The 24982-nt window shown below is 38.7% G+C and carries 16 protein-coding genes; 9 read left to right on the top strand and 7 right to left on the bottom strand.

All coding sequences use genetic code 11. From position 1 onward, the window contains the following. Positions 1 to 87 precede the first annotated feature (87 nt). The 3 genes from AABK36_RS19425 (at position 88) to AABK36_RS19415 (ending at position 11199) form a co-directional block, all read left to right on the top strand. Positions 88 to 9492 (top strand): LamG-like jellyroll fold domain-containing protein, encoded by a 9405-nt coding sequence (locus tag AABK36_RS19425; protein WP_309936828.1) that lies wholly within the window; start codon positions 88 to 90, stop codon positions 9490 to 9492. A gap of 206 nt (positions 9493 to 9698) precedes the next feature. Then, the gene (locus AABK36_RS19420; protein ID WP_309936827.1) at positions 9699 to 10634 is read left to right on the top strand and encodes a universal stress protein; all 936 of its coding nucleotides are present in this window, start codon (positions 9699 to 9701) and stop codon (positions 10632 to 10634) included. 106 nt (positions 10635 to 10740) lie between these two features. Beyond that, the gene (locus AABK36_RS19415) at positions 10741 to 11199 is read left to right on the top strand and encodes a hypothetical protein (RefSeq protein ID WP_309936826.1); all 459 of its coding nucleotides are present in this window, start codon (positions 10741 to 10743) and stop codon (positions 11197 to 11199) included. A gap of 4 nt (positions 11200 to 11203) precedes the next feature. On the opposite strand, the gene AABK36_RS19410 is transcribed toward AABK36_RS19415, so the two are convergent. Then, positions 11204 to 12103 (bottom strand): LysR family transcriptional regulator, encoded by a 900-nt coding sequence (locus tag AABK36_RS19410; protein WP_309936825.1) that lies wholly within the window; start codon positions 12101 to 12103, stop codon positions 11204 to 11206. 124 nt (positions 12104 to 12227) lie between these two features. Here AABK36_RS19410 and AABK36_RS19405 point away from each other — a divergent pair, with 124 nt between their 5' ends. Continuing rightward, positions 12228 to 12620, top strand: coding sequence for a rhodanese-like domain-containing protein (locus AABK36_RS19405; protein WP_309936824.1), 393 nt, complete (start codon positions 12228 to 12230; stop codon positions 12618 to 12620). Positions 12621 to 12819: 199 nt separating this feature from the next. Further along, entirely contained in the window at positions 12820 to 13461 is a 642-nt protein-coding gene (locus tag AABK36_RS19400) for a hypothetical protein (protein WP_309936823.1), read from the top strand. A 75-nt stretch (positions 13462 to 13536) separates the two neighbouring features. Here the strand turns inward: AABK36_RS19400 and AABK36_RS19395 are convergent, their stop codons facing one another. The 3 genes from AABK36_RS19395 to AABK36_RS19385 all read right to left on the bottom strand — a co-directional run bounded on the left by AABK36_RS19395 (position 13537) and on the right by AABK36_RS19385 (position 16180). Then, positions 13537 to 15162 carry a serine hydrolase domain-containing protein gene (locus AABK36_RS19395; protein ID WP_309936822.1) on the bottom strand — a complete coding sequence of 542 codons (1626 nt, stop codon included), beginning with the start codon at positions 15160 to 15162 and terminating at the stop codon, positions 13537 to 13539. Between the two features lie 86 nt (positions 15163 to 15248). Further along, a complete protein-coding gene (locus AABK36_RS19390) occupies positions 15249 to 15845 on the bottom strand; it encodes a DUF1700 domain-containing protein (protein WP_309936821.1) in 597 nt (198 codons plus the stop codon). Next, complete coding sequence (locus AABK36_RS19385; RefSeq protein WP_309936820.1) at positions 15842 to 16180, bottom strand: PadR family transcriptional regulator; 339 nt, start codon at positions 16178 to 16180, stop codon at positions 15842 to 15844. Before AABK36_RS19385 ends, AABK36_RS19390 begins: the two co-directional genes overlap by 4 nt. A 259-nt stretch (positions 16181 to 16439) precedes the next feature. On the opposite strand from AABK36_RS19385, the gene AABK36_RS19380 reads away from it, so the two are divergent. From AABK36_RS19380 to AABK36_RS19365, 4 genes are all read left to right on the top strand, one after another. Beyond that, complete coding sequence (locus tag AABK36_RS19380) at positions 16440 to 16943, top strand: thioredoxin family protein (protein WP_309936819.1); 504 nt, start codon at positions 16440 to 16442, stop codon at positions 16941 to 16943. A 240-nt stretch (positions 16944 to 17183) separates the two neighbouring features. Beyond that, positions 17184 to 19592: a hypothetical protein gene (locus AABK36_RS19375; protein ID WP_309936818.1), complete on the top strand. Its 2409-nt coding sequence runs from the start codon at positions 17184 to 17186 to the stop codon at positions 19590 to 19592. Positions 19593 to 19700: 108 nt separating this feature from the next. Beyond that, on the top strand, positions 19701 to 20699 hold the full coding sequence (locus AABK36_RS19370; RefSeq protein ID WP_309936817.1) for a leucine-rich repeat domain-containing protein: 999 nt from the start codon (positions 19701 to 19703) through the stop codon (positions 20697 to 20699). Between the two features lie 174 nt (positions 20700 to 20873). Continuing rightward, positions 20874 to 21860 carry a leucine-rich repeat domain-containing protein gene (locus AABK36_RS19365; protein WP_309936816.1) on the top strand — a complete coding sequence of 329 codons (987 nt, stop codon included), beginning with the start codon at positions 20874 to 20876 and terminating at the stop codon, positions 21858 to 21860. A gap of 90 nt (positions 21861 to 21950) precedes the next feature. Here the strand turns inward: AABK36_RS19365 and dsrP are convergent, their stop codons facing one another. From dsrP to AABK36_RS19350, 3 genes are read right to left on the bottom strand one after another with little or no spacing between them, the layout of a single operon-like run. Continuing rightward, positions 21951 to 23201 carry a sulfate reduction electron transfer complex DsrMKJOP subunit DsrP gene (gene dsrP, locus AABK36_RS19360; protein ID WP_309936814.1) on the bottom strand — a complete coding sequence of 417 codons (1251 nt, stop codon included), beginning with the start codon at positions 23199 to 23201 and terminating at the stop codon, positions 21951 to 21953. Between the two features lie 38 nt (positions 23202 to 23239). Next, positions 23240 to 24313 (bottom strand): 4Fe-4S dicluster domain-containing protein, encoded by a 1074-nt coding sequence (locus AABK36_RS19355; protein WP_309936813.1) that lies wholly within the window; start codon positions 24311 to 24313, stop codon positions 23240 to 23242. A gap of 44 nt (positions 24314 to 24357) precedes the next feature. Then, positions 24358 to 24972, bottom strand: coding sequence for a cytochrome c3 family protein (locus tag AABK36_RS19350; protein WP_309936812.1), 615 nt, complete (start codon positions 24970 to 24972; stop codon positions 24358 to 24360). Positions 24973 to 24982 lie beyond the last annotated feature (10 nt).

The raw sequence follows: 24982 nt of genomic DNA, 5'->3' as shown, positions 1-24982 counted from the left end.
CTTCTGTTTTAGTCCTTAAAGGTTCATTTTTGTACTATATAATACCTATTTCAAATAAATTTTTCAAAACTAAAAACCATAAGCGGAATGGAAAAAAACTACAGGAAACGTACTTCGTTTCTGACTAGAGGACTTGCTTCTCTAATTTTGGTGTTCTTTTTTTCAGTATCTGGTTTCTCTTTCGGAAGTGGAGACTGGAATATATTGAATCAAGATTCGCCGAATGCGGGAGGCGAGATTGCCTTCGAGATCGAGCGTTACGATGGAGGTAATAGGATCGATCATAATCTTTATCTTGAATATCAAGATCCTTCAACATTTCAATGGATAGAATTCGTATGGATTGAACATTGGAAAGATGATGGAAATAAGTACAGAGCTTACTCTAGAAATGGTAATTCTGTATCTTTTGATAATTACAATCGGGATAATAACGGTAATGGGTCAAATCGCTATTATTATGTATGCCGATGGAGGCCTGATGTGGCTTTAGCCAATAAAGATATTCAAGTGCGTGTAAGAGAGGAAAACACGGTGAAGGATACGCGCACGATCAAGTTCTATGCGCCAAAAGTCCCTACCGATATCACTGCGACCTATCAGACGGAATGCAGCAAGATCGATGTGGAGTGGGCAGAGCCTGATAATATTGGGGACTATGATGTGGAATACTACATTTACAGAAGAACTAAAGGAAGCTCTTCAAGATCGTACTTAGGGAAAGTTACCAAGAACAGCAATTATACGACTAAAGATGGGAAACGAAGGTATAAATACTCCAATAGCAGAACTTCTGAAGTAGAGTATGAATATTATGTAAGGCCTAAAACTATCGGAAGTTATACGTATACGATTAGAACAGGTGGTTCCAAGACTATAAGCAATATTTCAAATTATGCGGATTATGAAAATCCAGTTACTGGAGCGATCAAGCCAAAACCAGTAAAAGTGACTGGCATAACAACTGAGGCCGGATGCGATGGTAACACTGTGAAGTGGTCGTATAATTTTGGAGAATTGTCTAAAGTCGATCACTTCAAGATTATTCGTTATCTGAATAATTCCACATCAGAAAATAAAACATGGGATGTGGCAGTAAACGCAGGGAATTTCTCATTTGAAGATACTGACGCTACTCCGGGACAATTGTACAAATATGCTGTAGTTGCGCTTAATGATTGTGATCAAGGGCATTCGACAGTGAATGACCGTCAACCTGCGACTCGAATCTCTCCTATTGCCACAGATTTGACAGCCAGTTTGTCTCAGACGCTTACGGCATTGCAGCTTTCTTGGAAGAAAATGACACATGCTACGGGCTATACGATTGAGAGAATCAACTTGAGCACGTCGGTTACTGATATTGTTCAGATAGATAATGGAAATACAACTTCTTATATTGACACCGATGTAAGTGTTTGTTCTCAATACAGGTATTCGGTAAAAGCTACAAATTCATGCTTTGAATCTAATGAAGCGACGATTACGGGTGTGTTTACAGCTAATTTGTCGAGTTATTTTACAGCAGGAGATTTGGAAGGTTCTAAAGGTTATTTTGGAGACAGAATAGAGTTAAGCTGGAATAAGAATCAGGATTACACAATCGACAGGTTTGTCATTTACAGGCGTGAAGCAATTGGCGGAAGTGGATTTACAAAAGAGGAAACACTTAGCGCTGATGCTACGACTTGGAGTGACAGAGATGTTCAGGCTTATAAATTATACGAATACAAAATCGTAGGTGAGTCTGATTGTGCTTCAGGAATTATCAAAACCAATGAAATCACTACAGTAGGTTTCAAACTTCAAAGCGGTATCATCAATGGACGCATATCTTTCAAAGATGGTTCTGCCGTGCAAGGCGCTGAAGTATTGGTGGCTAACAATGATGGTTCTCAAACAGGAAAATCTTTGGAGTTTGACGGATCAGATGATTATATCAATATAGCTAAGACTTCTGATTTTACAGATGAGGGTACTGTTGAATTATTCTTCAAGCCAAAGCATAATGGTGGAGCGAAAAGTACACGTACTCATTTGATGGGATGGAAAAACTATTACTTATACTACGATGAAGTGAATAAAGATCTTTACGTCAAGTTCAGAAAAAGCAATAATGCTTATACGACTAAGAAGCTGAATGATGCTGACAATAAGGTGTTGGATGATCAATTCAACTCATTGGTATTGGCTTATAAAAGAGAAAATAATGAGCATGTTTATTCTGCTTGGTTGAATGGTGTGAAGATTAACTCTGGTACTGTTTCGACTCATTCGAATATGCCGAATGCCAATAATCTTTCATTTGGTGGACAAAAGTCAAACTATGTAGGCGGTTCGGAGCAGACATTTGAAGGGAATCTTGATGAATTAAGATTTTGGTCAAAATTCAAATCTGATGAAGAAATAGAAAGAGACTATAACAGATATTTGTCCGGTGGAGAGGAAGATTTGGTGATGTATTGGAGAATGGATGAAGGTATCAGTAACAATGTCTATGACTTGGCGCACACAGGAACGACTTATCATAAGAATGAAGGCGCTTTGCTTAATGGACCTTCTTGGTCGGATGAAGTTCCTGATAAGAGCATATTGGCATTTAAAGGAATCACAGACCAGGATGGTAACTATACAGTCAATAGCATTGTGTATAATGATGCTGGTGGCAATTTTAGTATTACTCCTTATGTCCCTCAACACGAATTTGAGCCTGGTAAGCAAGTATTGTTTATCGGAGAAGGTTCTTCAGTGCATAACCGTGTAGATTTTGTAGACATTTCCTCTTATCAAGTTACTGGTACTGTCAAGTATAAAGATACTGATTGTTATGTAAAGGATGCTCAGGTGAACATCGATGGTGAACCTGTTATCATCAAAGGCCAGCCGGTAAAAACGGATGCAAGCGGAGCTTTTAGCATCGATGTGCCGATAGGCGAGCACATTATCACGGTAGAGAAAGGCAAGCACGTATTCAGCGTAGGACAATGGCCTACTAACGGAGATGCGTTTTACTTTGATAGACAAATCACTGGCATCGAATTCATAGACAGCACAACGCATATTCTTTCGGGTCGTATCGTTGGTGGTCAGCGTGAAGGTGAAAAAGAAATAGGTTTTGGTCTTTCGACAAATAACGTTGGTGTTGCGACATTGAAGCTTAAGTCTCAAAGAGGAGACGGTTGTGCTCAATACACTATTTCTTCAGATGCCAATACTGGTGAATATGAAGCGAGAATATTACCATTGAAATATGTGGTTGAGTCAGTAGTTATTGACAACAATCCTTCTGTAAACTTTGGAGATCAAGATATGCTTGATGTTTCTTTGGATATAGAGCCTACAGAAGTTGAGCATCCTGAAGATGTTGAAAAAGCAAGACCTAGAGATCCTTATGCTGATCCTGAAATTTCGGAAGATGAAATAAGAACTTATTCTTATCATTACAAAAGAAACTTCATCTACAGATCCAAGCCTTCGATAGACGTTACACAAGCGGATGGAGATCCATTTATCGGAGAAGATAAAATCACGCTTTATTATACTGATGATGAAGGTGATGATGCAAGCACAGACTTGGATATTGATCCAGCTAATAACAGCGGAGAATATGTGTTTGGACATCCGGTATTCGAGACTTATTCGGATTATAATGCCAAGATTAGCATCTTTGAGCGTTATGTGAATAATGACGAAAGCGCGCCAATCGCTGAAGACAGAGTTCCTGTTAATGATGGTGAGATATGGATTACAAATGACTTAGGTAAATCTATTGATACAGAATACAGAGTCGTTGGTAATGCTGAAGTGATTCAGATGGCGGGAGCAGAAGGAGATACTCTTTATACATTTACAGCGGGAGATCCGAATATCTTGGCTGATCAAGGCACGCCTGCTAACAGCTATACTTCTGTCATGGGAGTTTCTGTAAGAATCGGAGCCAATACTTACAACTGGATTCCTGATCATGCAGATATCTTTAGAGGTATCGTATTGGGTAATATCCGTGAGAATACGACATTCTACACAGAAGGACCTCAAGTTGTTGACTTTATCCTTAGAGATCCTCCGGGAAGTGGATCATCTACTTATTTGGAAAAAGGAACAACGATCACAGGTAAAATCAAAGAATCACTTACTTTAGGTGCTGCCTATTCTAAAAACGTCAATACCGACTTAGTTCCAAAGATCGTTATCGATCCAGGACCGGCTCCGGGGCCACAGACAGAAACGGATATCATCGCAGAAAATGACAACGAATTCTCATTCTCAGCAGGTGGTACAGGTCATCACGAATGGGTAGAAACAACTACAACTGTCAACAGATGGCAGACAAGTGATGGTTCTGAGTTAGTGGGAGCTTCGAGTGATTTATTCTATGGTAAATCAAAGAACTATTTCTATGGTGACGCCAAGACACTTGGATTGGTAGAAGCTGATTTGACAGAGCAAAACGGCGGAACAATTCCAGCTTTGGATCCTATTGTTACAATCAATGCCAAAGAATACAGAATCGGACTTGAAACGACAAGTTTCGTTCGTCCTGACTCTAAGTCTACGAAGTTTATTTATACGCAAGACCATATTGAGAATTATCTGATTGTGGACTTGAAGAGATTGAGAAATCAATTATTCAATAAATATCCAGATGTTTACGCTTCGGAAATCGACGCTTCTCATGCAAACTACGGAACGAACAATGACGATCCTGTATGGGGAGATCTTGCGACTTCTGAAGATCATACGAAGACTGATGATGAGGATTTTGATGGAGAAAGTTATGTATTTACATACAATGAAGACAATGACTACGCTACGGTAGACTCTATTCGTATCTATAACCAACAGATCAGACTTTGGACTGAGGCATTGGCAAAAAATGAAAAAGAGAAAATCGAATCGAGCTTCAACAGAAACGTTTCATTCTCTGCCGGACAGCCTTATTCTTATGAGTACCAATTCAATGATTCTCATGAAGGTGGTATCGAAGACGAGTTCGAATTTGAAGAAGTGTTCAAAATTAAAACTGGTGGAGAAATCAATGACGCTGGTAGTACTGTTACTTTGACATTCAAATTTACTCAAAAGATCACGGTCGGAGTAAGCTTGCAATATGAAGAAGCGACGACTTACGGATTCACATTATTTGATGACAACCAAGGAGATTTATTCTCAGTCGATATCAAAGATCCTAAGTCAAACAACGGACCTATCTTCAAAACTATTGGAGGTCAAAGTTCTTGTCCTTGGGAACAAACGACATATGCTAAATATTATCAGCCACAAAACAATCATATCTTAAGCGAAGGTACGGTAAGAAGAGAGATTCCTGTATTGACAGCTGATCAATATGTAGTGGAAAATGTTCCTGAAAATGAAAAAGCTATATTCACGCTTAACCTTGGTAATGCTACAGAGGCAGGACTGACCGAATGGTTTGGTATTCGTCTGGTAGATGATGTGGATGGAGTTGCTCTAAAACTTGACGGTGCCGCTTTGAGTACTTCTCAGAGAGTATTTGAAATACAAGGAGGACAATCTTATCCTAAGACGCTCACGGTAGAAAAAGTCGCTGACGAATACGAATACGATGATATCCGAGTGATGTTGTTCTCCCAATGCGAGTGGGATCATCACACCAACGGAGGAGTATTGGTAGCTTCTGATACGGTGAAACTTTCGGTTAGATTCATTCCATCATGTCCTATCGCTGAGATCAGCACGCTTAATGATCTTTGGGTATTCAATCATGATAATATCGAAGAGAAGCAAGACGAAATGGGCGAACTTCAGATTTATCAAAATCAAAGAATCAGCTTTGGAAATTACGGGGCTGAATTTGACAAGATCGAAAAGATCAGCTTGCAGTACAAACCAAAGAATCAGTCGGTATGGTATGGATTGAAGACCTTCTACCCTGACTTGGCTTCTGCCAATGATCCTGAAGGCGAGCAATTAGATCCTGAATTAACGACTTATGCTTGGAATCTGGAAGATATATTGGATGGAGAATATGACTTGAGAACAGTAACATTCTGTACTTCTGGATTGAATTCTAAATCGACTATTATCACAGGAATAGTTGACCGCAAGAGACCTCATTCATTTGGAGATCCTCAGCCGGCTGATGGCATCTTGAATATCGGTGATGAGATATCAGTAAGTTTCAATGAGACGATCAATGAAGGCAAGTTAACTTGGAGCAATTTTGATATGAGAGGAATTCTTAACGGTGGAGAGTTGAGACATGCTGCAAGTATTCTTTTGGATGGAAATGACGATTATGTTGAGATTCCTGAAAAACTGAATCTAAGCTCAAGTTCATTTACTATAGAATTCTGGACGAAGTCAGGTGTCAACCCTAACGGAACAATTTTCTCCCATGGCAATCAAACGCATGGACTAAGTTTAGTATTTGAAAATGGTCAATTCATCGTCAAGAGAGATGGCGAAACGATTTCTTCAGGCATTGCTGTGACAGATGAGCTATGGCATCATTGGGCAGTAACATATGATGAAGAAAGCGAAATCTTGTTGGTGTACCTTGACGGTGCGCAATACAATTATCAAGATTTGACTGTAAACCATATCAATCAGCCTAAAACTTATATCGGTAAGTCTGTAGCTAATGACAATTTTTTCGCTGGAAATATCCACGAATTGAGAATTTGGAAATCAGCGGAAGCAAGAGACGAGATCATTTACAGAATGAGCAAAAACTTGTCAGGTTATGAGCAAGGTTTGATCGGATACTGGCCAATGGACGAAGCTTTTGGTACATTGCTGGAAGATAAAGCCAGACATCTACATGCAGAGTCGCACGCTGAATGGCAATTGCATCCGGCAGGTTATGCAGCTTATCTAGATAACAGCGCTGTGAAGATCGACGCTTCAAGACTGTCTATCGAAGCTGAGCAGGATTTCAGTATCGAATTCTGGTTTAAAGCTGAAGCCGAAGGGACATTATTCTCCAATGGAATCGCTCTTGGTGCTGATGCAAACAATGCCGCTTGGCAAATTAAATTGGAATCAAATGCGATTGTAGTAGCTAATGCAGGCAACAGGTTGATCGAAGTGCCAGGTAATTATATCAATAATGATTGGGTACATTTGAATATCAGCGTAAGCAGATTGACGGGAATCAACGCATTCATCAATGGCAAGCTGATCAAATCTTCAAGTGAAAGAGGCGGCGAGTTCGGTGGAGCAGCTGTTTACCTTGGTGCTGCGGTACAAAGCATCTCCAATGATGGAACTTATCAATTGGGTGATTATGCCAATGTCGCTATAGATGAATTCAGACTTTGGGAATATGCCCGCAGAGCTGTACAAGTGAAGCGTGACTTGAACCATAAGATGGACAACGAAACGCTTGGATTGAGAGCTTATTATCCATTTGAAAATTATCAGGAAGATGCTGGAGTGAATGTACTTCGTCAGTCATTCAATGATGAGAGTGCTCAAGAGGCAGGTTTGGCAGAAACTATTGGTGCTGTTAATCTTGACATCAACTCAGCTCCTGTTAAGTTGATCAACCCGATCGAAAAAGTAAACTTCAATTATGTTGTCAATAATGATAAGATCTTGTTTGACATGAACGAAGCTGCTTATCGAGTGGAAAATGCAACAATAGACGTTACAGTTACTAAGGTGGAGGACATGCAAGCCAACCGCATGGAAGTCGCTGAAAGTTGGTCATTTTTCGTAGATCACAATCAAGTCAAGTGGGAAATGCCTGTGCTTGCTTTTGATGTAGAAAAAGGAAAAGCATTTGAGCATACGATTACAGTTCGCAACTCTGGCGGTACTGAAGAGTATTTCACTATCGAAGGAGCACCGTCTTGGATGACTTTGAGCACAACTTCGGGTGTATTAGAAGCTCAGTCAGAAATGGATATTAAGATCACTGTATTGGAAGGTGTAAATGCCGGAATCTACGATGAGACTTTGATATTGGTAACGGACGAACTGACAGACGTTCTTGATCTTGACATCAGAGTCAAAGGACAAAGACCTGATTGGGAAGTACAAAATGACTATCATGATGAGAACAGCATGAGCATCATAGGAGCGATCGTAATCGATGGCGAATATCAGATGGATCCTAACGACATGATCGCTGCAAGTATCAATGGCGTTGTAAAAGGTGTTGCTCAGCCGGAGTATTTGGAAGAATATGATCGATATGTATTCTTCATGGATGTATATAATTATCATGAAAATTATGGTAAAGTACATTTCCAGATTTGGGATGATGACAAAGGAGTGATACATATCGAAGTAACTCCTACGATTGATTTCCAACAAAATGCTCTTCATGGAAGCATCGACGAACCTGTGGTATTTGAACCGACAGAATCTGTACGAATCAGTTACGATATGGAGCAAGGATGGAATTGGATATCATTTAACATCACGAACTCTTACCAAGATCAGATCAACACTTATCTGCATCCAGTATCGAATATCGCTGAGATATTAAAGTCAAAGACTACTTTTGATACTTACTACTCAGGTTACGGATGGTATGGAAACATCACTTGGTATGACGGCATTCAAAATGATCAAATGTATATGATGAGAATGAAGTACGATGCGCCATTTGTCATCCAAGGTACTCCTGTAGCATATGACACTCCTATCAATCTGACAACAGGCTGGAATTGGATTGCTTATCTTCCTCAGGAAAATATGGAGCTGAATGACGCTCTGGCAAGACTTGACGCCAAAGAAGGTGATATCATCAAAGGAAAAACAGGCTTTGCTGTTTATAATGAACGTCTTGGATGGCAAGGTAGCTTGAAGTACATGGAGCCGGGTAAAGGTTACAAACTAAAGTCGACACAAGATGGCGTATTGATCTATCCTGAAAGAGGTCGCTGGTCTCCTTCCGCTGCCAGAGTTGCCGAATCAACAGAAGGTGATTTCAGCAAGTTTCCTTCCAATATGAGTGTGATCGCTACTTTGCCTGATGCAGAGATCGAGGATCAAGCAGTATTGAGAGTATTTGTAGATGAAGAACTGAGAGGTATCTGTCAGGTAAGCAAGGTTAATGAGCAAAGCTTATTCTTCCTTACCATACATGGAAATACTGATGGTCAAGAACTAAAATTCGAACTTGAAAACGATGGTGAAAAATTAGACATCTCTAACGAACTTTCATATGTTTCGGATAATGTGCTTGGTTCTATCGAAACTCCTTATGAATTGAACTTGAGAAAGACAATCATCAAAGGTGTGGAGGATGTACTTGGTCAGGTAACTGTATCTCCTAATCCATTCTCTGATGTATTGAATATTCGCTTTGAAAGAAATGTATCTGAAGACGTGGAATTCACATTGATAGATGTTTCTGCTAGAGAAGTAGCAGCGGATATTTCTCAAATAAACTCTACAACCTATAAAGTAAATACTTCAGATCTTCCTTCAGGAGTATATTTCTTGAGAATCAAAGCATCCGGAGAGGTGCATACTGAAAAGCTGGTGAAAGAATAGTAAAGAAATAGTTTGCTGATTGATAAATAGCCTGACTTTAAGCAGGCGTATAAATTGAAACTCCGTGGGTATCTATCTACGGAGTTTTTTATGTTGGTATTATAGGATGCAAAATTGTAAATGTATAGTTGAAATTAATTTCTCGTACATATAACAATCAAAAACGCTGTTTTACAGTTCATTTTTTAAAATTAAATACGCGAGACATGTATGATATCAAAAAAGTAATGGTAGCCTTGGATTTGAGTTATCATGATCAATTTCTTATCAAATATTTATTGAAGAATTTAGAGCACAATGATAATTTGGAAGAAGTTTATCTTATCCATGTCGTGAAAGATTACAATGATCCAGTATTAAAGGAACGTTTTTCAGGGGATCAGCCTATAGATGAGCAAATCAAAACCTATATAAAGTCCGAAATCAGCAGTTGCGGAGGAGAAGATTTTATGCCAAGAATCAATATTGAAATCCATGAAGGTCAAGTAGCCAACACGATTATCAAATGGGTTGACCTTAAAAAGGTTGATTTGGTTGTATTGGGGAAAAAGTATGATGTTCAGCATACGGAGGAAGTACCAAAACATGTCGTGAGATTGGCCAAATGTTCGGTATTAGTGCTTCCGGATAAAGAGTTGCCTAATGAAGTGGAAAAATTTGTAGTAGGTGTTGATTTCTCCGATTTATCTGTTCAAGTTGTTCAGCAGGCTCATCTTATAGCGAATACAGTAATGAGCTTTTTTGGCAAGAAGCCATCCGTTCAGCTGATTAATGTTTTTGAAGTCCCAATCGGTTATCACTCCACAGGCAAGTCTTTTGAAGAGTTTTCTGATATAATCAAGAAAAACCATCAAAAGGAGTTTGACCAATTTGTGAAAAAGCATCATTTAGAGGGTTATAACTTGCGTTGCGATTTTTTGCTGGATGAGGAAGGCGATACAGCGAAGAGAATAGCAAGGTATGTGGCGGATACTCATGCGATTGGATTTTTGATTGGCTCAAAAGGTCGGACAAACTTGGCTTCGATGCTATTGGGGAGTGTTGCGGAGGATTTATTAAAATATAAACATGAAGTTCCATTTGGGGTGATTAAGGACAAGTCTTCAAATTTTGATTTTTTCGATGCGATTATGAATGTTTGATTATGGGTGAGGTTTAATTAATCCCTTTGCTTTCTTATTGTTATTAATATTGTCATAATATGATTTAAAGTTGTATTTTAATTTTTCTTTAAGTCGATGAGTAATTATGATTTGTGCTAGCTTGACCTTGGCGGGTTATATTTATGTTTCATTTATTGGAGCCTCCTTGATAGGAATGGCTGGTTATATTCTTTTTATCTTTTTTAAAGATGAACCTTGGAGCAGGTTGGAAAAAATATTTGGAATAAATGCAAAGCATGACTTAGGAGAGAGAATTTACGACAGTCAATTTGTGTATTTTAATTATGGCTTAGGAGCTTGTAAAAATTTAGTCAGTTTTGAACTGTATGAGAAGGGCATGGTCATAAAGCTTCCGTTTTTTAAATTCAAAGAAGCGATATACATTCCATATAACAATCTGAAAAAAATTAAAAAAGAAACGGTTGGGTTAGTGTTGCCTTATGAGCTTATTCATTTTAAGACTTCATATGGCAAGATTGAAATGGGAATAATTGACACTGAACTGAAATTGTTGGAAAGCTTAATGCGAAGAAGAAAGAAATGAGATCTTATATTTCATGGTGGTTTTGAAAGTGATCTTTGAAACTAAAGGTAAAGTCATGGAAATATTTTTTATCCGAATCTTCCTTTCTTATGGCTATGTATTGCTTTTTATGAAGCCCATTCGGGCCAATTTTTTTCAAAATTAGATCTTGAGAATAATTCAAGGAGCGCAAAGAACTCTTTGGAAGGCAGAAAACGCCCATATTAGCTTGAACCATTTCCAAAGCAAGCTCGGTCAATGGGATTGCTGATATTTTTGATGGTGCAATATTGTTTGGTTTTAGGAAATGCTCATGAATAAAGACTGTTTCCAAAGGATATGAGTGAATGATAAGGTGGATGCTTGCGAAGTGATCCGCGGATAAATATTCGCATTGGCTTGAAGCATGTTCCTTGTGGAGTATGGCAAAGATTTCCTCGCTGCATATTTTGATATATTTTAATGAGTCGTTATCGTTTTTTGTGCTGACGAGTGCGATATCTATTTCCTTTGACAGTAATTTTTCTATTGGCTTATGCGTCGCTTCGATATTTAGATTAATATTGATGTCAGGGTACAGCAATTTCATCTGTTGGAGAAAAGAAGGCAAGCCTTGGTAAAGAGAATAGCATTCGGTTGAAATGCTTATATTTCCAGAGGAACCAGCTTGCAGTTTTTTGATGGATTTGAAACCTTTTTCCAAGCTTTCGACTATATCGCAGGCCATTTTATAAAGCTCCTCTCCTTCCGGGCTTAACGTCCAGTTATTCCGACTTCTGAAGAAGACTTTATAACCAAGCATTTTTTCCACTTCCTTAAGTTGGTGGCTAAGGGCTGATGGTGTTAAAAATAGTTTTTGAGCCGATTCGGCTATGCTGCCTTCTTCTGTGATGAATTTTATTAGCTTCAAGTATTTGATCTCCATGGCTTTAAATTACGCAAAAAAATCTTGTGCGAGACTGAATTTATTTCAGTTAGCTATGAAAATTCCTCATTCGCTTTTTTATGAAGGGCTTAATCCAAGTCATAAATTTGTTCAAAAAAAGATCATGAAAGAACAAATTGAATTCTACAAAAGAAAGCTGGCATTTGAAATGGATCCGTCGGATCTGTTCGAAGCTTTTGAAAAAGGTGATGACTATGTGGCATTGGATGCGAGGCAAAGTTTTGGATTTGAACGAGAGCATATTCCCGGGGCCATTAACATTCCTCATAAGAACATGACTGAGGAAAGCACTCGAAATCTGGACCGATCGAAGACGTACGTATGCTATTGTGATGGCATTGGTTGCAATGCGTCCACTAAGGGAGCTTTGAAGATGACGGAGTTAGGTTTTAAAGTCAAAGAGCTTATCGGAGGAATAGAATGGTGGAAGTTTGATGGTTTGGCCACTGAAGGTGAGTACCCCAATCAAGGCAAATCATTTGAATGCGCTTGTTGAGTGTGATAATGCTTGATGAAATGTAATGGAGAACTGTGAAATAGCCTGTAATATTTTTTATGAAATGGTCTTTATATCTTTGAAATGAATCTGTGCAATTGAAATTTGAATAATGAGCGTAGTTGAGGCGTGGGGAAAGTTTTTTAATGGATTTTCGATAATACTATACATTTTGTTTCATCTCAATATATAAACAACCATGCAACCAATTCCTCAAAAAGTTCACAATGTGTCAGTGTATGTCTATATTCCGTATGCGCCTATCGAAGTGCCTCCATCAGGCATAGATGGTGTGGGAGAATACTCTGTCGGAACGCTAATGACTCAAGTTTTTTATAATCTAAACTTAAGCAGTCTTAATGACTCGAAAGTGGAAAAAGGCATGATGTACTATGCCGTTTGCACATTGGAAAATGGAAGCACATTCACTACGCCTCCAATGTATTGCTTGGAAGCTGGAGACGCTCCAAAATTCGGGTTGACAAAAGACTTGTTGAAAGAAGGCCATGGACAGCCTTATTCAATCGAAGGGAATGCGACACCTTATAATATCTTGGCAGATCTTGAGCAGGTAGAGGTTAGCTATGCGCTTTCAGCTCCGCAAATCGGCACAGTTGAGCTTATCTCCAATGCGACAGGCAAGTTGATCGCGACTAAAATAGGAACCCCGCATTTGATGGGCTTCATGATAGATGGTTCCAATCCAAATCTATATCCGGGACTTGATAATCTATCTGTTTGTGGAATAGACGTGAAGACAGAGAAAAAGATTTGCCATGGCAATTTGAAGTGCGTTGACGCTTCAAATCCAGTCGTTCTTTTGCAAAATTTTATGTATTAGCAACAGTTGAAAAAACCTAAAAAGCCTGCTTAAGTTAAGCAGGCTTTTTAGGTTTTTTCGTTTGGTTAAAGCAAGTTAATTTAGGCTTGACTCGGAGTCTAATTTAGTGAGTGTGAAAGCTTGACCGCTTTGAAGCAGATTGACTTGGTCTTTTTCTGGAATGAACTCTAGTGTTATTTCATAGATCTTTTTTTCATATTTGTATTGATTCACAGGATCGAGTTCGAAAGCGTCTTGTCCAGTGGCTTGTACCATTAGCTTTCCTTCTTTCATAAATATTGTCAAGTCTAGAGGGAAGCCGTCTTTGTGATAAGTTCCTTTGATTTGATTGATGATTTCTTCGGTAAGTTGAACGGATGCTTTATTGTTTTTCTCTTCCTTTGTTTCCTCTTTAGTTAATGTAAAGCTTTGGCCTTGATGTATTTTTAATTGATTTTTTTCAGGCATGAATTCAACTGTCAGTCCTAGGGAAGTTTCCTCATACTTTAAATTGTTAATGGACGCAAGTGGTACAGGGCATTGTCCAGTTACTTGACTAATTAAATTTCCATTTTCAAAATACATTTTTATTTTGACTGGAAGTTCTTCACAGCTATAAGTTCCAGTCATTTTTTGCATGAGATCAGCGGTCAATTCATCTGATGAAGGGATTTCTTCCGAATAAATAATCTTTAATATTTCATTGAATATTCTTTCATTGTCAGAGTGGTCTCCAGAGTTGTTGATGACCGATATTGATATGTCTGAATTTGGATCATGAAACGCTCTGCAATGAGTTCCATATGTATTGCCCCCATGACCAAATAAGTTAATATCAAAGTAGCTTGATTTCATTATTCCTTTGCCATACAAGTAGTTTGGAGAAATTGAGGTCATGTCTTCCAAACTTTTCTTTGATATTAATTTATAGTCGAAAAGCGCTTCTAAGATAATATTCATTTCTTCCGCATTGGAAATCAAATCCCCAGCTCCTTTCGCATTTGGAAAATAGAAGTCTTCGACTACTTCCCACTTGTTATTTTCATATGAATATGAAGGATAAGATTCTGATTTTTTATTCAGCGCGCTAGTAGTGTTATCCAAGTCAAGAGGCTTGATGATTCTCTTTTTTATATTTTTCTCGAAGCTTTTTTCACTGACCTTCTCAATGATATTCGCAAGCAGGTAGTAAGCTGAGTTAGAGTACGATTGATCCTCTCCGGGAGTGAATGACACACTGTCGCTAATGATTACTGACATTATATCCTCATGGCTTTGCGGTTTAACAAGCCATTTATTATCATCTCCATTTGACACGTAATCTTTTAGACCACTCGTGTGTTCCAATAAATGGCTCAATGTGATTTTATTAGCTTCAGGTATTTCAGGGAAGTACTTTTCCAATTTATCTTTAAGTTGCAACAGCCCTTCTTCGACTAATTGAAAGGTAATAATCGAAGTGATCATTTTTGTAAAAGAGCCTACTCGGAATCCTTTGGTCTTATAGCATTGATTCGCGTAAAAGCATCTGTTTTTTCCGATACTTTCGCCATAAACTTCCTTGGAGTTTTCAAATATGCTGATATCTCCCTTAGTTTTTTTTGAGGATTCAAGATCTTCAATATATGCTTTGATCTTGTTGATTTTGTTTTCGTCAATTTTTTGAGCGAAAACATTAGAGAAAAGGCATAGCAATGCCATTACGAAAAATAGCTTTTTCATTTTTTGAATGTTTTAGAGTAAAGAAAGAGAAAAGGCAAGAATTACAGTGAAAGGAGAATAATTCTTGACCGTTATGAGCTTATAATTTAGCTTAAATGATTTTTTAGTTTTCTTTTAGATTTCATAATGAATATCAATAGGAAGTAAGCTATCGCCATGATCATTATGGTGAATGGTATCATCCCATGACCTAGTACTTCCACATATTTGCTTTGAAGCGCCTCGGATTGCACTCTGCCAAAGACCATGAATTTTCCATCGCAGAAGAACATTCCCACTTCTTCAGGATGGGCAATTTTGATATAAATAGCATAGATGCCTGAAAGGATAATCAAGTAAATAATGGCGAAAATAACGTATGAAATGCCATTTGTGATATTCAAAACCAATGCTTTTGCAAGTTGAATAGGATTGAATGTTTTAAGCGCTTGGTCCATTTTTTTGTCCGCAACCAAAGGCCTGATTACAGTCTTGGCTGTTCCCAAATTGTCGATTATATCTTGGAATTTCGCAGGCTCGATGGCTAAGTCGCCTTGAAGAGCTTCGTAAATGTGGCTGTTGAGCTCCATGATGATATCTTGACGATCCTCATTGGTTAAGTTTCTTGCCTCCTTGCCGCATTCCTTGAAATATTTGTCGTATATTTTTTGAGTAGCTTTGTTTTTGAAAGTTATTCGCTTCATTTTTTTAATTTCTTGATTGATTCCTCCAATTCATTCCAATACTTTGACATCTTTTCCAAAGTTTTGACGCCAGACACTGTAAGGTTGTAGTACTTCCTGGGTATTCCAGATTCTTGTTCCACCCATTTAGCTTCTACTAAACCTTCTTTCTTCAACCTGTTCATTAACGGGTAAAGAGTGCCCTCGGCGATTTCTATCTCTGTATGCACCCTGACTGTTTCTATCAGTTCATATCCGTACAATTCCCGGTTTTGGAGCGTGTTAAGTATGATAAAGGCTAATGTCCCCTTTTTTACTTGAGACTTCCATTTATCAATAAATTCTTCATTAACCATATTTATATTTTAAAACAAGATACATTGTATTGCTATGTATATAGCGATAACGATGTATTTTATGTTGCAATGTTTGTTGATTTTTTTGAAAAAAAAATAAAAAATCGATTTTTCAACGTTTAAATAATAATATTGTATTCTGTTATGGTAAAATATTGTATTTTTGAATTGATGATTAACCATTGGGATTTGTTTTTTGGCCTTCGATTAATAACAATTGTACTGGTAAATTCTTTTTAATTATAAAATCACATTGAGTATGAAAAATCGATTAGCTGTTTTTTTATTCATGTTGGGCATTTTGTTGATTCAGGAAACCACGGCGCAAAAGAAAAAAATATACAACCCCAGGGCCAATGCTAATGAACAGATAAGCGACGCTATTAATAAAGCTAGAATTGAGAAAAAACACGTTTTAGTAATGGTTGGTGGAAATTGGTGCAGTTGGTGTGTGAAATTCGATAAGTTTGTCACAGGCGATTATGCTGTGAGTGAGTATTTGGATCAGCATTACATCTTGGTGCATGTGAATTACAGCAAAGAGAATCATAATTACAGAACTTTGCAAGAATTGGGCTTCCCTCAGAGGTTTGGTTTTCCAGTTTTCGTTGTATTGGACGAGAAAGGCCAAAGGTTGCATACACAAAACTCTGTTTATTTGGAAAAAGATGGAGGCTATGATGAAGAAGCAGTATTAAACTTCCTGAAGCATTGGTCAAATGATGCATTGAACCCAGCGAATTATGAAAAGGATAAGAATTGATTTTTCCTATTAATAGACTATTTGTTATCATTATTTGACTGCAATTATGGGATGTATTCATTTACCTTTAAGGCCTCTTGAGTTTTAAACTTAATAGATTTTTTCAAGTATTTGCCTTTATTGAATTTATCTTTATTTGTATATTATCTTTACAATTTTTGAATATATAATGTTGTTGTCTGTGCTTTTTATTGCTAAAATTGCAATAAAATAACATCTAAACGCTAACATATATATTTCATGCCTGAATTTGCAGAGCGAGAAAAAAAGAAAGAGGACCGAAGGGCAGCCTGGGAGGGGCCCGTTGTCAAAGAAAGTGGATTTGTAGAGCCAAGAAAAGCTCCGCCTCTTGTGGCTGACGGCACCATTTATCTGAGCAAGCAGGATCGAGCTTTCTTCTTCAAGGCCGTATCAGGCCAAGGAATCTATGGCCAAATGGATAGGCTTGGCATCTCCGATATCGACAGCTTTATCGCAGCGACATCTTATCAGGGATACGATAGCGAGACAGGCAAAATCACAGACGGTTACGCTCAGACAAGGTATATCTATAAAGGTGAAGCGATAAGTCTTTCCAGAGAGTTTGTAGATTCAAAGCCTATCATACAACAATTTCCTTATTTGGACGGCCCTTTTGTGCAGCCCAAGGCTTACACTCCGGGGACAGGAGTCGAAGAGCACATCAAGCTCAATGAGGAAATCCTAAGAAGGCAAAGAGCGGAAAACAAAGCTAACGCATTGCTGTCCAACCAAAACAATGTTACCGAGGAAGAAGACGAGAAGCTTCGCTATGACTACCAAGAAGTTAATAGATTAGTAACTAAGCACCTTGTCGATAATAATGAGCGGACAGGTAGCTTTGACATTCAGATCACCTTGGATTTGGGCTTTAGCAAAGTATTGTATTTGTTTCTTAAGCTGGGGGCTGGAGCAGGCCTTGCGGTGGGAGACGCCAGAGGTTTTTCATCTTATACAAAGATGTTCATAGGAGCTGAAGGAGGCGTGGACGCTGGCGTATTTAAGACAGGCGTGGAGTACACGCATGAGTGGAAATCGTCGGACAGCTACAATTCTCTGGATCAATACTTAAGCTTTCTTCATTACAAAGTATGGGATACGCTCTACAGCATGGATCTGGCAGATGAGTCCGAGGTGGAGAAATTTCGAAATAGCAACGCCGAGCACTTGGATAAAGGTTATGTCAAAAATAATGTCCAGACGGATAATTTATCCTTTCACATTGGTTTTGACGCTGAGGAATATGGCAAAGCTACAGGGATGAATTCATCCGTGCCTGACATAACTTTCAGCGCGGGATCAAGTGAATCCACTTACACAAGAGAGAAGAGCGATGAAGCTGACAGACACAAGCTGGATGATAACGATCTCGTCAGGCATTTGGATATGAGCTTTAGCGAGCTTGATGAGCATCAAGAGAAGGTCGGCAAGTACAAAAAGGTAAACAGCATAGACAGGTCCAAAGATATCGAGACAGACACTTGGGTTAAGCTGGCTATCGGAGGATTGGGAGAGTTGGCTTTGTCTTATCAGACTGTTGGCAATAATTCCAATAATGACAACAATGGAGAATACATCAATTTAAGCTTCTCCTTGGATTCTAAATACGCGACTTACGGTTTTGTTTCTTTGTTTGTCAAGTCCATTTTTGTAGATCCTGAGATGGTTTCTTCTATAGGGCAATTTGCGGCGGGTCTGAATCACTTCACAGGAGGAGGCAAGATTGTCGCTGGACAAATAGCAACTGTACTAGGGAATATCGTAAAGAAGGTTTTTCCATCATTTCAGAATGGATTGGTAAGCTTTCTTAAAAAGCTAAAAGCAAGTGAAGCTCTATCAACAAACTCAAGCAGTAGCCTGGATGTAAATGCAGAATGGAACTTTGTAAACGACGGAGGATACAAGTTGCAATATGCGAGGCTGAACTCTGGTTTTGAAACAAGTGAAGAAGCGCAAATACAGCATCCTACAGGCTTGACAGGCAAAGTAGGATTGGAAGTTGGAGGACAGATGTCCGAGGGCGAATATTGGGCTACGGACACGCTTACTTATGTGAGCACGATATACAATGCTTGTATGGGAGAATCCGAGTCTGACGAAGAAAAAGAGATGAAGGTATTGGCCTATGATGCGAATTTGCCGGAGAAATATTGGGAAGCTCGTATCAAAGGAAGAGACTACCATAAGATAGCGGATGGAGTAGGTTGGAACTCAATGAGGGCAAAGCATATGGGAGAGCTTAAAACATTATGCTTTAACTTTTTCGATCCTATCTTTGACCCCAAAAATCGTAATGCCAAATCATGGACTGACATCGATCTAGTCACAGTGAATAATGATTTTATGGTTCAGTTTTTTGCTAGAGAACCTAATTTGATTTTTAAAAAGGACTTACTTGAATCTGATAAATCACAAATTAAAAAATCGGGCATGTGGCTTAGAAAGTATTTTCAAAACCTTTTAGTTCCTTACAGTAAAGGTCTAATCAAGTCAGAAGCAGAAGTTAACGATACTCAGAAGGTAGCCATAGGCTCAGATCCTATTTTAATCAGCGATTTTGAAAAACATGTATTATTCAATTTGTATATCAAGCGAGAAGAGTACAGTTTTGAGTATTGGAATAAATCATAAACATATTGTCTCGTAGGGGCAGGCCTATGTGCCTGCCCTATACTCCCATAACCAATGAAACACACAATAATTTGCCTGCTATCCTTGCTGGCTTTAACAACATCCTGCATGTGGAATAAGAAAAGACAGAAGAAACAAAACGTAAAAGATTTAATCGTATATGAAAAGATATTGTATCCGCTTATTCAGCCGGAATATATTGATACATACAACCCTAATATGGTTAAGATTCTTCAGTTTCATGACCAACAATTAGACTCTTTGCCTCAAGTTATTACTCGCTTTGGGCATGTGGAAATAATAGATTTATCAGGAGATAACAATCTTACAGAAGTACCTCAAGTTATTCGTCAGTTTCCATACCTTAAAGAGTTGGTATTGTCAGGTAACCCTATCAAAGAAATTCCTAGCTGGCTATTGGAAATGAAGCATCTGGAAGCTTTAAATATTGGAAGTATGGAGCTTTCAGAATTTCCTGATTTAGTATTGCAAATGCCTAATTTGAAAAGTCTTACTATTGGAGAAAATAATTTTACTGAAATACCAGAAGGAATAGGAACATTAATTAATTTAGAAAATTTAAACTTAGGATATCTTGATATTACTAAATTACCTGAGTCTATCGGAAACCTTAAGAATTTAGAACGAATGAGTCTTAGTGGCTCAGGCAAACTCATGGAATTTCCTACATCATTTGGCAACTTGCAAAAACTTAGATCCCTTGATCTTTCCTATATGAATTTTGAGATAGTTCCAAAAGAAGTTTGTGCTTTAAGTAATCTTGAAATTTTGGCTCTGGAGAGAGAGCACGTGCCTGACAGAAAGCAAGCTCAGTTAAAGACCTTTCCCAACTGTATAGGCAATTTAGTCAATCTTAAAATTATTACCGCTGATAAAAGCGGGTTGGAATCTTTTCCTCCGGAGATTGGTAAACTGCAAAGTTTAGAGATCTTGGATGTTGAGCAAAATTACTTGAGAGCTTTGCCTAAAGAAATGGTCAACTTGCCTGATGACATGGCATTTAGCTGGCAGGGAAATCCTTGGGAAGACATACCAGTAGAACTGCATGACGTAAAATGGGAGAATGGATTGCCTAGAAGCAGATAGCAGACAATTTTAAATGATTTTTCGTAGGGGCAGACCTGTGTGTCTGCCTTTTATATTATTCCCTTTCCCCAATATATGCAAGATGCAGGCCTACGTGCCTGTCCTATACTCCCATAACCAATGAAACACACAATAATTTGCCTGCTAACGATGCTGGGCCTAACAACATCCTGCATGTGGAATAAGAAGCGTAAAAAACAAGATATAAGGAACTTAAAACAATATGAAGTAATTAATATAAGAGATCTTCATCCTGACTCAATTAATGGGTTTAATCCTAATTTAGTGCGTGAGCTATTATTTAGAAATGAAGATTTGGATTCTTTGCCAGAGGTTATTTCCAAATTTCAATTTGTCGAATTCATAGACTTATCTAAAAATAACTTGACAGAAGTTCCAGAGGTATTACGTAAATTTCCACATTTGAAGTCTTTGAATATTTCTGATAACCCTATAGAATCACTTCCTGATTGGCTTTCTGAAAAACATACAATAATTAATATTGCAGCTAATTATTGTAGCTTGAAGGAATTTCCAGCTGTATTATTGAATATGCCTCATTTAGAGAAGTTAGGTGTTGGAGGCAATTCGTTTGAAATAGTTCCAGATGATATTTCAAATTTGCATAACTTGAAAGGCTTAGGGCTTTTTAGATTGAATGTAAGAGAGTTGCCGGAATCTTTAGGCGATCTTACCAATTTGGAGTCATTGTCTATAGGTAATTGTCCTCATCTATTATCTTTGCCTAAATCCTTATCGAACCTGAAAAAGGTAAAAGAATTGAACCTTAATAATATGAATTTTAGCCAATTACCCTCTGTGGTATGTGATATGATTAGTCTGGAGGAGTTGGATTTAAGCCGTAGATTTGTTCCTAAAAAAGATAATAATCAATTGGAATCCCTTCCATCATGCATTGGAAATTTAACATCATTGGAAATATTGAAACTCAAAGGATGCGGCCTTAATAATTTGCCTCCTGATATAGGTGATTTGAAAAATTTAAGCTTCCTACAAGTTGAATTAAATTATTTGAAAACGATTCCTGCCGAGATGGTTAATCTACCTGATAATATGGCTTTTTATTGGCAAAGTAATCCTTGGGAAGACATACCAGTAGAATTGCATGATGTGAAATGGGAAAACGGATTGCCTCGTTAAGTTATTTACTTTCTGGCAAATAGAGACAAAAGAGGCTGTCATAGATTCAATTTCTAAGACAGCCTCTTTATATTTTGGAGCGAGCTTAATTTAAGCCTCTACTTCATTGATAGCTTTTTCTTCTTTTTTAATGAATCGAAGCTTGCCTGTTTCTATCAAGATGGCTGTTTTTGCCAATATAGTGAAGATGAATGCCCCCATCGCCCAAATACCTAAAGTAACTCCAATTTCAATGCCTGTTGGCTGGTATTCCATGATCTTGCCGTATGGACCTGGTATGAACCCAGGAACGATTAGCCCAAATCCTTTTTCAATCCAGATTGCGATAAAGAGCAATATGCAAGCGGTGTAAAGCACATAGAAATTATTGCGAAGCTTGTGGAATGTCAACATTATTGTCGAAACGACATTCATGAATATCGACGTGTGTATCCAAGGCAGTAGAGCTTCTTTTCCATCCAATCCGAAGAATAAATAATAAGCGCTTTCGCTATGATGCGTTGGAGCGTAGAATTCTTTGAACAGTTCCGACACAAGCATGATTAAATTGATTTGAGCTGCTACAGTTACCACCATTGAAAGTTTTTTGATCGTTTTGTCTTCGATATTGAAGGCGGTGGTTTTTCGAATGATTGCAAGCACAAGTATGATCAAAGCCGGTCCGGCAGCAAAAGCTGACGCTAAGAATCTAGGGCCAAGCAGTGCATTGTTCCAAAATGGCCTTGCTTGAAGTCCTTGATATAGGAAGGCGGTAACCAAGTGAATTCCGACTGCCCAAAATACGGAAAGCAATGCTCCAGGGATATACACATTGGGCTTGGCTTCTTTGCCTTGATAATGCCTGAACAGAATGTACATAGGAACTGTGATATTGATGAACAAATATCCATTAAGCACTATGACATCCCAAGTAAGCATGGAATTTGGAAAGTTGAAAACTCCTACAACAGGCAGCATATGCCATAATACGCCGGGGCCACCCATATCCACGATGACAAATGCTAAGCACATGATCAAAGCTGCAACAGCTAAGCCTTCGCCAATTAATACCGCACGCTTGAAGTCGATATCCTTGAGGATGTATGTAGGCATGACAAGCATTACTGCCGCTGCAGCTACTCCGACCAGAAAAGTGAAGTTGGATATGTACAATCCCCAGCTTACTCTGTCATTCATGCCTGTGACGCTTAAGCCATGCTCTATTTGTATGCTGTAACAATACATGCCTATAAGCATGGTGATGGTAAGAATAGCCATCCATAGATGATAGAGTCTCGTGCCATGCGTCGTGGCGTCGATGCTGTCCTTGACGAGATTCCAAAAGACTACTAGTATTTTCATGTCATGTTTTTTTACGATTCAGAATGTTGCTTTGGCGACTAGTCCATGAAATACCAGAACTTTGGCTCAGTGCCAAGGTCTTCTTTCAATCGGAAAACTTTTTTGTTCTCTAATACCCATCTTATGGTGCTGTTTGGATCTAGCAAATTCCCGAAAATACGGGCTCCGGTAGGACATGCCTCTACGCAAGCAGGGTTGGCTCCCTCACGCGAGCGTTGGATGCAGAATGTGCACTTTTCCACTACCCCTTTTTTCCTCATTCGATTGCCAAGGTAATGCTGATTCTTGTTCAATTCCTCTTCGGGAACATTTGGTTCTGACCAGTTGAATCTTCTTCCGTCATAAGGGCAGGCCGCCATGCAGTATCTACAACCTACGCACCAGTCGTAATCTACGACCACAATTCCGTCTTTTTCTTGCCAAGTGGCTTGTGTAGGACATACTTTCACGCAGGGAGCGTCTTCGCAATGAAAGCATTGCGTACCCATGTAAAAATGGCCTTGAGCTGGCACTTCGTGGTAATAATTGTCTTTGGACTTGCCGAAGTTCAATCCATTGCCGTCTTCCATCTCATGGATGCGAATATATTGCATCTGAGAATCTCTATCTTGGTTGTTTTCCTCTACACAGGCATTGATGCAATCCATGTAGCCTTTGCACTTGGAAATGTTGAAAGCATAGCCAAAGAGCACATCTTTTTCAGGCCCTTTGGAAGACATGTTAAGCGCTTTTCCTGTTCTCAGTTCATAGGATCTCACCAATCGATTGACAGTAGCTTTTTTTTCTTCCTCTGTCATCAGTTTGTAATTGCCTTTGAACTGTTCCTCCCAACTGATTTGAGACTTTTCTTTTGCCTTGTCATCTTTGACGGGATTGCAGGCGCTTACTGCTCCAGCTCCCGCAAGCAAGCTTGCGGTAAGCTTTTTTAATGAACTTCTGCGGTTTTGAGGTGCGTTGAACACTTGCTCGAAACCGTCCTGCTTTTCAGGTTTGTGAGAAGGGTTTTGATCAGGCCCGCAATGGCAATCTCCTCCCTCGCAAGAATTTGAATCTTTTCTGAATCTATCGAATATATCTTTGAGAGTGAATCTCCTTGTTTCGCTTTTACTCATGGCGATGGTTTTTTAGTTGAACCTTGTATTGAAATGTTGCCATCCTACTCTGCATTATTGGTATTGTATCTGGATGGCCATCTCGATTCGATATGCGGTTTGTGCGGATCATGGCAACTTACGCATGTTTTCGAAGCTCTTGGAGATGCCCAGCTTTTTATTCTCTTGCCATGGGCTCCACCAACCCAATCGCTATGTTGTTGGGAGTGACATTGCTGGCATGAACGATCGCTGCGATTAAAATCAACCTGTTGCCCTGTTAGGGTCTTAAGGTGATTCATGTCTTTGTCATCATGACAACTCATACAGTCCATAGTTGAGCTGCTGGCATGATCAAGCTTGATGTCCCAATGGGCTTTTTTAAACCCTTCCTCATTGGATTTTAGCTCTTCCAACGGCTTGGAGTGACAGTCTCCGCAAGCAAATGACTTTATCTTGCTTTTTCTCTCAGGAATCATAAAAGACATGCCGGCGACTTTGATTTCTATGAGGTTCTCTTCAGCCAAATGGTCTTCAGAGCTGATGCTGATGCCATTGTAGCTTTTGCCTTTTTCCACAACTTTTTCCACTACGCCGTTTTGGTGCTTGCTTCCATGTCCGCAAGAACTTAAGATGAACAAAGGCGTCAAGGCCAACAGAGCAATAGCTATATTTTTCATTGTTTTCTTC

The sequence above is a fragment of the Aureibacter tunicatorum genome, from assembly GCF_036492635.1.
In the GTDB taxonomy this organism is placed as follows: Bacteria; Bacteroidota; Bacteroidia; order Cytophagales; family Cyclobacteriaceae; genus Aureibacter; species Aureibacter tunicatorum.
The sequence above is the reverse complement of the archived record's forward strand: the minus strand, read 5'-3'. Positions and strand labels throughout refer to the sequence as shown.

Bases quoted from the DNA above. Each gene is read 5' to 3' on its own strand.
- AABK36_RS19425 (WP_309936828.1), top strand. From the start codon at position 88: ATGGAAAAAAACTACAGGAAACGTACTTCGTTTCTGACTAGAGGACTT.
- AABK36_RS19420 (WP_309936827.1), top strand. From the start codon at position 9,699: ATGTATGATATCAAAAAAGTAATGGTAGCCTTGGATTTGAGTTATCAT.
- AABK36_RS19415 (WP_309936826.1), top strand. From the start codon at position 10,741: ATGATTTGTGCTAGCTTGACCTTGGCGGGTTATATTTATGTTTCATTT.
- AABK36_RS19410 (WP_309936825.1), bottom strand. From the start codon at position 12,103: ATGGAGATCAAATACTTGAAGCTAATAAAATTCATCACAGAAGAAGGC.
- AABK36_RS19405 (WP_309936824.1), top strand. From the start codon at position 12,228: ATGAAAGAACAAATTGAATTCTACAAAAGAAAGCTGGCATTTGAAATG.
- AABK36_RS19400 (WP_309936823.1), top strand. From the start codon at position 12,820: ATGCAACCAATTCCTCAAAAAGTTCACAATGTGTCAGTGTATGTCTAT.
- AABK36_RS19395 (WP_309936822.1), bottom strand. From the start codon at position 15,162: ATGAAAAAGCTATTTTTCGTAATGGCATTGCTATGCCTTTTCTCTAAT.
- AABK36_RS19390 (WP_309936821.1), bottom strand. From the start codon at position 15,845: ATGAAGCGAATAACTTTCAAAAACAAAGCTACTCAAAAAATATACGAC.
- AABK36_RS19385 (WP_309936820.1), bottom strand. From the start codon at position 16,180: ATGGTTAATGAAGAATTTATTGATAAATGGAAGTCTCAAGTAAAAAAG.
- AABK36_RS19380 (WP_309936819.1), top strand. From the start codon at position 16,440: ATGAAAAATCGATTAGCTGTTTTTTTATTCATGTTGGGCATTTTGTTG.
- AABK36_RS19375 (WP_309936818.1), top strand. From the start codon at position 17,184: ATGCCTGAATTTGCAGAGCGAGAAAAAAAGAAAGAGGACCGAAGGGCA.
- AABK36_RS19370 (WP_309936817.1), top strand. From the start codon at position 19,701: ATGTGGAATAAGAAAAGACAGAAGAAACAAAACGTAAAAGATTTAATC.
- AABK36_RS19365 (WP_309936816.1), top strand. From the start codon at position 20,874: ATGTGGAATAAGAAGCGTAAAAAACAAGATATAAGGAACTTAAAACAA.
- dsrP (WP_309936814.1), bottom strand. From the start codon at position 23,201: ATGAAAATACTAGTAGTCTTTTGGAATCTCGTCAAGGACAGCATCGAC.
- AABK36_RS19355 (WP_309936813.1), bottom strand. From the start codon at position 24,313: ATGAGTAAAAGCGAAACAAGGAGATTCACTCTCAAAGATATATTCGAT.
- AABK36_RS19350 (WP_309936812.1), bottom strand. From the start codon at position 24,972: ATGAAAAATATAGCTATTGCTCTGTTGGCCTTGACGCCTTTGTTCATC.